Origin of the sequence: Lysobacter sp. Root916 (genome assembly GCF_001429785.1) — a bacterium.
In the GTDB taxonomy this organism is placed as follows: domain Bacteria; phylum Pseudomonadota; class Gammaproteobacteria; order Xanthomonadales; family Xanthomonadaceae; genus Lysobacter.
This window is the reverse complement of sequence record NZ_LMJF01000001.1, coordinates 963852-975564: the sequence shown is the minus strand read 5'-3', so window position 1 is coordinate 975564 and position 11713 is coordinate 963852. Positions and strand designations below refer to the sequence as shown.

The 11713-nt window shown below is 69.6% G+C and carries 5 protein-coding genes; 3 read left to right on the top strand and 2 right to left on the bottom strand.

All coding sequences use genetic code 11. The features are described 5' to 3' along the window. Positions 1-129 precede the first annotated feature (129 nt). Both zipA and smc read right to left on the bottom strand, forming a co-directional pair. Positions 130-885 (bottom strand): cell division protein ZipA, encoded by a 756-nt coding sequence (gene zipA, locus ASE35_RS04565; RefSeq protein WP_056174443.1) that lies wholly within the window; start codon positions 883-885, stop codon positions 130-132. Between the two features lie 195 nt (positions 886-1080). Then, positions 1081-4584 carry a chromosome segregation protein SMC gene (gene smc, locus ASE35_RS04560; protein WP_057163080.1) on the bottom strand — a complete coding sequence of 1168 codons (3504 nt, stop codon included), beginning with the start codon at positions 4582-4584 and terminating at the stop codon, positions 1081-1083. 300 nt (positions 4585-4884) lie between these two features. Between smc and ASE35_RS04555 the strand changes: the two genes are divergently transcribed. From ASE35_RS04555 to ASE35_RS04545, 3 genes are all read left to right on the top strand, one after another. Next, a complete protein-coding gene (locus tag ASE35_RS04555) occupies positions 4885-5898 on the top strand; it encodes a LacI family DNA-binding transcriptional regulator (protein ID WP_056174439.1) in 1014 nt (337 codons plus the stop codon). Positions 5899-6199: 301 nt separating this feature from the next. Beyond that, a complete protein-coding gene (gene pgmB / locus ASE35_RS04550; RefSeq protein ID WP_057163079.1) occupies positions 6200-9229 on the top strand; it encodes a beta-phosphoglucomutase in 3030 nt (1009 codons plus the stop codon). A gap of 63 nt (positions 9230-9292) precedes the next feature. Next, the gene (locus tag ASE35_RS04545) at positions 9293-11692 is read left to right on the top strand and encodes a TonB-dependent receptor (RefSeq protein ID WP_057163078.1); all 2400 of its coding nucleotides are present in this window, start codon (positions 9293-9295) and stop codon (positions 11690-11692) included. Positions 11693-11713: the final 21 nt, after the last annotated feature.

Genomic DNA, 11713 nt, shown 5'->3' with positions numbered 1-11713 from the left:
CGTCGCAGCCGATACTCCCGGCCTTGCACGGTCGATTGTCTTCCCCCTTTGAAAAAGGGGGATCGAGGGGGATTTGCTTTTCGAGCCGCGACGTCGCCGCGGCGCACCCGAGCTAAAGCGCGGGATCGCTTACCAGCGCGTAGGCCGCGTCAGCGGCGGCGCTTCGCGCTGGCGGTCGTAGGCGCGCAGCTCGTCGCGCAGATGGGCGATGCGCTGGCGGCCGAGGGCGTTGCGCTGCTCGTCCAGGACCACGCCGTCCAGCAATTCGGCCATGCGCTGCGCGGTGGGCAGCATGGTTTCCCAGGCGTCCAGCGCGGGCACCGGCGCCGGCAGGGTCAGGAAGAACGCGATCGCCGGCGTTTCCAGGGCCTGGATCTGGGCCATGTCGAAACTGCCGGGTTTCATGATGTTGGCCACGCTGAACACCGGGCCGCGCTCGGGATGGCCCTCGACCAGGCGGTGGAACACGCCCATGTGGCCGTAGACCAGGCCGGCCTTCTCGGCCGCGACCACGATGTCCGGGCCGTGCAGCTTGGCGCCGGCGCGCGCGGCCAGGTAGAGGGTGACGATCTTGTCGAATTCCTCGGTGGCGCGGCGGCCGAGTTCGCTGTTGGCGGCGCCGCCTTCGAGGGTACGATCGAACAGTTCCAGTTCGGCCTGGCGCGTGCTTTCGCCGGCCGCGGCCGCTTCGCCCTCGCCTTCGATCAGCTCGCCCAGGGTGGGCTCGCGACGGCCGCCCTCGCCCTTGCGCGCATCCGCGCCGCTCTCGCGCGGCACGCGCTTGCCCTGCCCGGGCTTGCGCGGACGGCCGAAGAACACGATCGCGCCGATCAGGATCAAGCCGGCGATCAGGATGCCGATCCGCAGCAGGGTCACTTCGGACATCGATTGCTCCTTTGAAAGCGGAGATTCGGGATTCGAGATTCGGGATTCGTCGAAGCACTTGCGCCGACTTTCGATTCCCTACCCGCTCCCGGCTCCTAAGTTAACTGCAAAAAAGCAGTTGCGATGCGACATCACGGGCCGGGCAGCGGCTCTTGCCAATCCCGAATCCCAAATCACTAATCCCGGCGTGGCCGCTTAGGCCGCGCCTGCCAGACGCGTCGCCTCGGCCAGGTCCACCGAGACCAGACGGCTGACGCCCGGCTCGCGCATGGTCACGCCCGACAGCTGCTGCGCGGCTTCCATCGTCGCCTTGTTGTGGCTCACGAACAGGAACTGTACCTGTTCGCTCATCTCGCTGACCATCGCCGTGAAACGGCCGACGTTGGCTTCGTCCAGCGGCGCGTCGACCTCGTCGAGCAGACAGAACGGCGCCGGGTTGAGGCGGAAGATCGCGAACACCAGCGCCACCGCGGTCATCGCCTTCTCGCCGCCGGACAGCAGCGAGATGTTGGACACGCGCTTGCCGGGCGGGCGCGCCATGATCGCCACGCCGGTATCGAGCAGGTCCTCGCCGGTGAGTTCCAGGTAGGCATGACCGCCGCCGAACAGGCGCGGATACAGCTCCTGCACGCCGGAGTTGACGCGGTCGAAGGTGTCCTTGAAGCGGCCGCGGGTCTCGCGGTCGATCTTGCGGATCGCGTCTTCCAGGGTCTCCAGCGCGGTGGTGAGGTCGGTGTACTGCGCGTCCAGGTAGTCCTTGCGGGTCGCGGCCTCGGCATGCTCGGCGATCGCGGCCAGATTGACCGGCTCCAGCCGGCGCAGCTTGCCGTCGAGTTCGGCGACGGTGCGCTCCCAGACCTGCGGCTGCATGTCCTCGGTGAGGGTGTTGACCACGTCCTCGAGCACGAACCCAGCCTCGGCGATCGCCGCCGACAGGGTCTCGGCCTTGAGCACCAGGGCCTGCTGTTCGAGGCGGCGCTGGCCGATGGCCTCGCGCTGCTGCAGGGCCTGCTCGTCGCGCTGGTGGCGGGTCTGCTCGTAGCGGCGCAGGTCGTTGTCGATGCCGTCGAGGTGGCTGCGCGCGCTGGTCAGGCTCTGCTCGGCGAGCACGCGTTGTTCCAGCGCGACCTGGCGCTGGGTCTCCAGCGATTGCACCGGCTGGTCGCCTTCGGCCAGCTGCGCGGCGAGTTCGCCCAGGCGGTTGTCGAGCTGGCCGCGCTGGCCGCCCATGCGGTCCAGGGCCTGCGACAGGCCGACGATCTGGGTGCGCTGCGCTTCCAGGGTCAGGGCCAGGGCATGCGCCATGTCGCGCGATTCGCGCGCGGCGTTGCGCGCGGCTTCGCGCGCGTCGCCCAGGCTGCGGCGCTCGGATTCCAGCGCCAGGCGGGTGTCTTCGAGTTCGCCCATGCGCTCGACCGCGGCTTCCTGGCGCGCACGCGCGTCGCGGGCCTGGTCGCGGCTGCCGTCGAGGGTGAGGATCAGTTGTTCCAGCTCGGCTTCGATCTTCTCGATGCGGCCGCGCGCGGTGTCCAGGCGGCCCTGCTGGCTCTGCAGTTGGCCGGCCAGTTCGGATACGCCGCGGTGGGCCATGTACAGGCCGCGCTGGGCGTCTTCGCGCTGCTGTTCGGCGGCCAGGGTGCGGTCGCGCAGTTGCACCAGCAGCGATTCGAGTTCGCGTTCGCGGTTGAGCAGGGTCTCGATCTCGCCGCGCAGGGTCTGGATCTCGCGCTCGCGCAGCAGCGCGCCCTGCTGGGCGGCGCCGGAGCGCAGCACCCGCACCCAGCCCGCGCCTAGGCGCTCGCCGCCGCGGGTGATGACCGAGTCGCCTTCGTCCAGTGAGGACTGCAGCGCACGCGCCGCGGCCAGATCCTCCGCCGTGTGCAGGCGCGCGAGCAGGCGCCGGATCGCGCGCGGGCCGCGCACCTTGGCGGCCAGCGAGGTCGGCGGATACACGCTGTCGTCGGCCTCGGGCGACACCAGGCTGAGGCGGCCGTCGGCGAGTTCGCCGATCGCGTCGACCAGGGACTCCGGGGCGTCGACCAGCACGCCCTCGATGAGTTGGCCGAGCGCGCTTTCGACCGCGTTCTCCCAGCCGGCGTCGACGTCCAGACGCTCGCCCACGCGCGCGGCGCTGTCCAGGCCGCGGCTCTTGAGCCAGTTCACCGCCGCGCCCTGCTCCTGGCCCAGCGCGGCGTGCTGCAAGGTTTCCAGCGAGGACAGGCGGCCGCGCGCGGCCTGCGCCTGCTTGCGCGCTTCGGCCAGTTCGGACTGGGTGCCGCGCTGCTGTTCCTGCAGCTCGGTGACGCTGGCCTTGCGGGTTTCGAGTTCGTGGGTCAGGCCTTCCAGCGATTCCTTCTGGACGTCGTGCTGGCTCTGGATCTGTTCGAAGGCGGCCGCCAGCGCGCTCAGGTCCAGGCCGGTGCGCTCGTTGGACAGGGCTTCGCGCCGGCGTTCGGCGTCCAGGCTCTGGCGGTCCAGGCCCTCGATGCGGGTGCGCTCGACGTCGGCCGCGCGCGCGGCCTCGGACTGGGCGCGGCTGTGCGCGTCCCAGCGCTGCTGCCAGTCGTTGAGCTTGGTCTCGGCGTCGCGCAGGGCTTCCTGGCGCGCTTCGTCGTTGTCGCGCAGCGCTTCCAGGCGCGGCTCGGCGTCCTCGACCGCGGCGCGCAGCGCGTCCAGGCGTTCCTGGTCGCTGCCCATGTGGCTGCCCAGTTCGGCCAGCTGCGCGGCGGCTTCGTCGCGCGCGCGCTGCAGGCGGGTGGTCATCTCGCGCTGGTGCTGGATCTGCTGTTCGATCCGGGCCAAGGCGCCGCCGACTTCGTAACTGGCGGCCTGGGCCTTGTTGAGCGCTTCGGCGGCTTCCTCGCGGCGCACGCGTCCGGTCTCGAGCTCGCGCTCGGCCTCGCGCTGCTCGGCGATCAGCTGCTGCAGGCGGGTTTCCTGCTGCGACAGCTTCTCGCGCTGCGCCTGCAGTTTCTGGTCCAGGGCGCGGTGTTCCAGCGCCTTCCACTCGGCGTCCTTGACCCGGCGCTCGGCCTGGATCGCCTGGTACTGCTCGGCCTGGCGGGCCTGGCGGCGCAGGTGTTCGAGCTGCTTGCCGACTTCCTCGCGCAGGTCGTTGAGGCGGTCGAGGTTTTCGCGGGTGTGGCGGATGCGGGTCTCGGTTTCCTTGCGGCGCTCCTTGTACTTGGAGATGCCGGCGGCCTCTTCCAGGTAGACGCGCAGTTCCTCGGGCTTGGCCTCGATGATCTGGCTGATCATGCCCTGTTCGATGATCGAGTAGCTGCGCGGGCCCAGGCCGGTGCCGAGGAACAGATCGGTGATGTCGCGACGACGGCACTTGCCGCCGTTGAGGTAGTACTGGCTGGTGCCGTCGCGGCTGACCGTGCGCTTGACCGAGATCTCGTTGAAGGCCGCGAATTCGCCGGTGATGGTGTGGTCGGAGTTGTCGAAGATCAGCTCGACCATCGCCTGCGACACCGGCTTGCGCGCCGAGGAGCCGGCGAAGATCACGTCGGTCAGCGAGTCGCCGCGCAGTCGGCTGGCCGAGCTCTCGCCCATCACCCAGCGCACCGCGTCGATGATGTTGGACTTGCCGCAGCCGTTGGGACCGACCACGCCGGTCATGTTGGTGGGCAGGTGCAACGTGGTCGGATCGACGAAGGACTTGAAACCGGAGAGCTTGATCGTGGACAGACGCATGCGGCGGGGTTGCCTCTGGCGCGCCTGCGAGGCGCTGCCGTAGATACCAAGGAAGATGAAGTTGTTCGTCTAAATTACTGATTACTATAGACGATATGCAGCGAAAACGCCGCACAGCCTCGTGAGTATAACGGGCCGGAGCCGGCCTCGCCGGGCCCGTCGCCGGTGCAGCCGCGGCCCGGATCGGCACAGGCTTCCGCCGCCCCGGGGGACTGCGAACCGCAACGGCCGTCATGCTATTGATGACGCACGGACCCGGACGCGGTCCGCGCCCGTCCGCAACGCAAGGTAGCCAGGCCGATGAGCCGACCCCGCGCCCAACGCCGCAAGAAAGAACCCGGCGACAGCCCGACCATGGCCGATCTGGCCAAGCTGGCCGGGGTCTCGGCGATCACGGTTTCGCGCGCCCTGCGCGACAGCCCCTTGGTCAATCCCGAGACCCGCGCCCAGATCAAGGCGCTGGCCGAGACCCAGGGCTACATGTTCAACATCTCGGCGCGCAATCTGCGCCTGCGCCGCAGCATGACCGTGGCGGTGGTGGTCGAGATGACCCCGACCATCGAACGCCAGATGTCCGGGCCCTACCCCTTGGACCTGCTCGGCGGCATCAGCCAGGAACTGACCTCGTCCGGCTACGCGGTGCTGCTGACCTCGCTGCAGGGCGGCGCGCTGCCCAGCGTGCAGGCCGCCGACGGCGTGATCCTGCTGGGCCAGGGCGCGCACGAGGACGCCATGCACCAGGTCGAGCGCTGGGGCCGGCCGATGGTGGTCTGGGGCGCGGTCAGCCGCCACGAATCGCAGGTGGTGGTGGGCAGCGACAACCAGCGCGGCGGCGCGCTCGCGGCCGAGCGTTTCATCGCCCTGGGGCGGCGCCGGCCGGTGTTCCTGGGCGATCCCGCGCACGGCGAATTCGCCGAGCGCCTGGACGGCTACAGCCGCGCCCTCGCCCGTCACGACCTGATTCCGCTCACGCCCTCGGTGCCGGCCCTGACCGTAAGCGCCGGCGCGGCCGCGGTGCATCGCCTGCTCGACGAGCATCCGCAGTTCGACGCCCTGTTCGCGGCCAGCGACTTGCTCGCGATCGGCGCGATCCGGGCCCTGATCGAACGCGGCCGGCGGGTGCCGGAGGACGTCTCGGTGATCGGCTACGACGACACCCCGCTGGGCGCGACCTATCTGCCGCCGCTGACCTCGGTGCACCAGAACTTCACCGACGCCGGCGTGCTGCTGGCGCGCAAGATCCTGGCCCTGATCGAGGGCCAGCCAGCGCAGTCGGAGATCCTGGCGACCAACCTGGTGGTGCGGGTGACCTGAGCCCGGCCTGGGCGCGGCGCAGACGCATGCTGCGCCGCAACGCGATTGACCGCAGCGCAATAGCGGACGCCGGGCGCCAGCGATTCGGCCCGCCCGCGTCGCGGCAACCAAAAACCGTCATGAATTCAGACGCCTAGACCTGGGCCAACGCGGGATCGAATGCTCCTGCGGCCCTGATCGGCAGCTCGGCACGCCCATGACGTCGGCTTTTGTTATCGATAACTTGACATCGATAACAATGCGCTTTTAGGGTCCGCCTCCAAGCCGCCGACCGGCGGTCCAGCGTGCAGGCCGAACCCGCGTGACCGATACGAATCCCCCGCCCCGCCCCGACCAAGACCCGCAAGCGCAGCGCGCCTGGCGCCTGCGCCAGGACCGTTACGAGCCGGCGCGCCGACAGCGCGACGCCAGCCTGTACGCGCTGGCCAACGGCTCGCTGGGCGTGCGCGGCGGTTTCGAGGAAGGTCGCGGCGACGGCGACGGCTGCTACCTGGCCGCGGTCTACGAGCACCACCCGATCCACTACCACGAGCGCTTCCGTGGTTTCGCCCTGAGCACCGACACCCGCGTGCCGGTCGCCGACGGCAAACGCATCGAGGTCTGGCTGGGCGAACAACGCCTGGATCCGGAAACCGCGGAAGTGCTGGCGTTCGAGCGCGAACTCGACCTGCATGCCGGCGCGCTACGGCGGCGCATGCGTCTGCGCGATGCGCACGGCGCGACGGTCGAAATCCTGGCCGAACGCGTGGTGCCGCTGAACGTGCATCCAGGCGCTTGCGACCTGCTGGCGATCCGCTACCGGGTGACCTCGATCGACTACAGCGGCCCGATCGCGCTGGTGTCGGCGATAGAAAGCGGCCGCCAGGCCGCGGCCCAGGGCGACGATCCGCGCATCGGCGTGTCCGGCAGCGAAGGCCTGCTCGCCAACGGCGCGCGCGCCGACGCCGTGCAGGCCCGCTACGGCCAGCGCACCCGCCACGGTACCGGCGCGGTGCTGTGCGGCCAACGCCATCGTCTGCCCTCGGGCGAGGCGAGCTTGCGCTATGCCGACGCCGTGGCCGACGAGGCGGGCGCCGCGCAGCGCTATGAAGCGCAGTTGCTGCCGGGCGCCAGCGTGGTGCTGGAGAAGTTCGTCGCCTACGCCAGCGCCGCCGATGCCGGCGGCTTGGACGCGCGCGTCGACAGCGCATTGTCGGCGGCGGTGGAGGCTGGCTATGAGGCCCTGGCCGCATTGCAGTCCGGCGCCATGGCCGAGTTCTGGCGCGACGCCGAACTGTCCATCGACGGCGATCCCGACAGCGAACTGGCGCTGCGCTTCAACCTGTTCCACCTGTGGCAGTCCGCTGGCCGCGACGGCGTGTCGGGCACCGCCGCCAAGGGCCTGACCGGCGAAGGCTACGAAGGCCATTGCTTCTGGGACACCGAGGCCTTCGTGCTGCCGGTGATGGCCTACACCGCGCCGGAAGTCGCGCGCGCGATGCTGCAGGCGCGCCACGGCATGCTCGAGGCCGCGCGGGCGCATGCGCGCGAGATGAACCACGCCGCCGGCGCGCTGTACCCCTGGCGCACCATCGGCGGCGGCGAGTGCTCGGCGCACTACCCTTCGGGCTCGGCCGCGTACCACATCAACGCCGCCATCGCCTACGCGATCGGCCTGTACCTGGACGCCAGCGACGACGTCGGCTTCCTGTTCGACGGCGGCGCCGAGATGCTGTTCGAGACCGCGCGCATCTGGCCGCAGATCGGCCACTACAACCCGCGCCGCGGCGGCGCCTTCTGCATCCACGAAGTCACCGGGCCGGACGAGTACACGGCCATGGTCGACAACAACTACTACACCAACCGCCTGGCCCAGCAGCATCTGCGGCGCGCGGTCGCGGTGTGGCGGCGCCTGCACGAGGAGCGACCGCAAGCGGCCATCGCCCTGGCCGCGCGCCTGGGCTTGGACGCCGACGAAGTCGCGAACTGGGAGCGCGCTGCCGAGGCGATGTACCTGCCTTACGACGAAGCCCTGGGCGTATACGCGCAGGACGACGGCTTCCTCGACAAACCGCGCTGGCCGTTCCCGCCGCGACAGGGCGAACACCGCCCGCTGCTGCTGGATTACCACCCGCTCACGCTCTACCGCTACCAGGTCTGCAAGCAGGCCGACGTGGTGATGGCGCTGGTGCTGGCCGGCGCCGACATCGACCTGGCGCGCAAGCGCCGCAGTTACGACTACTACGAAGCGGTGACCACCCACGACTCGACCCTGTCGGCGTCGATGTTCGGCATCCTCGCCAGCGAGGTCGGTTACGCCGATCGCGCGCTGCATTACTTCGACGCCAGCCTGCGCGTGGACCTGGACGACCTGCACGGCAACACCGATCACGGCGTGCACATGGCGGCGATGGCCGGGAGCTGGCTGGCCCTGACCCAGGGCTTCGCCGGCCTGCGCGCGATCGAGGGCGAACTGCATTTCGCCCCCACCCTGCCCGCGCGCTGGAACGGCTACGGCTTCGGCCTGCGCTGGCGCGGCCGCGAACTGCATGTGGGCGTCGAACGCGCGCAGGTGGTGTATCGGCTGATCGAAGGCGAGCCGTTGGAGATCGTGCACGCCGGACAACGCCTGCGCCTGAGTGTGGACGCCGCACAGACCCTGGCGCGCGCGCCCGCCGATGCCGCCGCATCCGCCCCGTTCCCGCGCCCGACCCAGGCCCTGATCTTCGACCTGGACGGCGTGCTCACCGACACCGCGCACACCCATTACCTGGCCTGGAAGCGCCTGGCCGACGAGATCGGCGTGCCCTTCGACGAGACCGTGAACCTGCGCCTGAAGGGCGTGGACCGCGAGGCCTCGCTGGCGATCATCCTGGAGCGCGCGGACCGGCCCTACGACGAGGCCGAACGACGCGAACTGGCCGCGCGCAAGAATGGCTACTACCGCGCCGCGATCGAAAGCATGGGCCCGCAGGACCTGTATCCCGGCGTGACCGAACTGCTGGAGGCGGCGCGTGCGCGCGGCCTCAAGCTCGGCCTGGCCTCGGCCAGCAAGAACGCGCCCGCGCTGTTGGCGCGGCTGGGCATCGCCGACCGCTTCGACTACGTCGCCGATGCCGCCCGCATCGCGCGCGCCAAACCGGCGCCGGACATTTTCCTGAGCGTGGCGCAGGCGCTGGGCGTTCCGCCCGAGCGCTGCATCGGCATCGAGGACGCGGCCGCCGGCATCGTCGCGATCCGCGCCGCCGGCATGCCCGCGGTCGGCATCGGCGCGGCCGATGCCCTGCCCGGCGCCGATGCGCACCTGCCCGAGATCGCCGCTTTCGACCTGGACGCTTTCGTGACGCCCTGACGCCGCGCCGGCACTCGGCGCGATCTACGCAACCTGACATTCTTGAGGAGTGGGGAGAACACCATGCAGCAGCAGTCTCTGATCCGTTACGCCCTGTCGATGGCCATCGCCGCCGCGTTGAGCCCGGGCCTGGCGCGCGCGCAGGACGCCACGCCGGCCGCGGATGCGCCGCCCGCCGACGAAAGTCAGGCCACCACCCTGGATGCGGTGGTGGTCTCCGGTACCGCGCGTTTCAAGGGCGTGCGCAAGCGCGACGCCAGCTTCTCGATCACCACCGCCTCGCTGGAGCAGTTGCAGGAAGCGGTGCCGCTGAGCACGGCCGACGCCCTCAAGGTGGTACCCGGCATCTGGGCCGAATCGGCCGGCGGCAGCACCGGCGCCAACATCTTCGTGCGCGGCATGCCGTCGGAAGGCGACGCCCCGTTCGTGACCGTGCAGATGGACGGCGCGCCGCTGTTCCCGCCGCCGACCCTGTCGTTCCTGGAGAACTCCACCCTGTTCCGCATGGACGACACCATCGACCGCATGGAAGTGCTGCGCGGCGGCCCCAGCCCGATCTTCTCCAACGGCCAACCCGGCGCCACCGTCAACTTCATCCAGAAGAAGGGCGGCGAAGAGACCGAAGGCAGCCTGCGCGTGACCGCCGGCAGCGACAACCTGCGCCGCGTCGACGTGTTCAACAGCGGCAAGCTCGGCGAAGGCTGGTACTACAGCATCGGCGGCTTCTACCGCGTCACCGACGGCGTGCGCGACACCCAGTTCCCGGCCGACAAAGGCGGCCAGTTCAGCGCCACCCTGACCCGCAGTTGGGACAGTGGCGAGATCACCCTGTACGCGCGCCACACCGACGACAAGAACGCCTTCTTCACTCCGATCCCGCTGCTGTCGCGCAACAACGGCAAGGACCTGTCCAGCTTCCCGGGCTTGAACGCGCAATCGGGCACCCTGCTGGGCAACGACTTCCGCCGCGTGACCATTCCGACCGGTCCCAACGGCCAGACCATCAGCCGCGACCTCGCCGACGGCCGCGGCATCAACCTCGACGTGTTCGGCGCATCGATGGACTTCTACGTCGGCGACTGGACCATCAGCGACCGCGTCAACTACGTCAACGGCAGCGCGCCCACCAACGGCCTGTTCACCGGCGCCAGCCCGCAGACCATCAGCAGCTACATCGCCTCCTTCGGCAGCCCCGGCACCGCCACCTACACCAACGGCGGCGGCGCGGTGGATCCGAACCAGCAGGTACTGACCGCCGGCTTCTGGGTGGTCGACAAGCAGATCGAGTCCTTCACCAACGACCTGCGCTTCAGCCGCGACCTGTTCGAGGGCAACACCCTCACCGCCGGCGTCTACTACGCGCGCTATTCCTCCAAGGACACCTGGTACCTGGGCAACAACATGCTGCTGACCGCGCAGAACAACGCGCGCCGCATCGACGTGACCCTGGCCGACGGCCGCCAAGTCACCCGCGACGGCTTCGTCGGCACCTCGTTCTTCTCGCTGCGCGGCGACTACGACGGTCAGAACACCGCCGTATTCCTGGCCGACGAATGGCAGATCAACGACCGCCTGCGCCTGGACGGCGGCATCCGCTACGAGTGGCAACAGGTCGACGGCACCGTGCACAACACCGCCACGGTCGATCTGGACGGCAACCCCAACACGCTCTACGACAACAACACCTCGATCTCGCTGCCGAGCACGCGCCGCATCGACCAGGACGACAAGCATTTCTCCTGGACCCTGGGCCTGAACTTCAAGCTCAACGAGACCTCCAGCCTGTTCGCGCGCGCCAACTCGGGCTACAAGCTGCCGGCCTTCGACAACCTGCGCGACGGCAACACCAAGGTCCAGGAAGTCGACCAGTACGAGCTGGGCTTCAAGTCCGGCAACTCGGTCTACGACCTGTACCTGACCGCGTTCTACAACAGCTTCACCAACTCGCCGTTCCAGGCTTTCCTCGACGACGGCAGCAACTTCACCACGGTCGGCGATTCGCGCGCCTACGGCGTCGAGCTGGAAGGCGCGATCCGTCCCTTCGGCGGCTTCGAGCTGCGCGCGACCGGGGTGTGGCTGGACGCCCAGTACGAGAACTATCGCGAGTTCACCGGCAACCAGGTGATGCGCCAGCCCAAGACCCAGTTCCGGATCACCCCGAGCTATTACTGGACCCTGCCGGTCGGCGATCTGAAGCTGTTCGCGACCTACTCGCACATCGGCGACCGCTACGCCGACCTGGCCAACACCCAGCAGTTGCCCTCGTACCACACGCTGGACGTGGGCGCGAACCTGCACGTGGGCGAGCATTGGGAGTTCACCGCCAGCGGCAGCAACGTCAGCGACGAGCTGGGCCTGACCGAGGGCAACGTGCGCGTGCCCGGCGCCGCCACCGGCGGCGTGTTCCTGGGCCGGCCGATCGCAGGCCGTTCCTACCAACTCTCGGCGGCCTACCGCTGGTGAGCGCGGCGGCGGCGGAGCGGC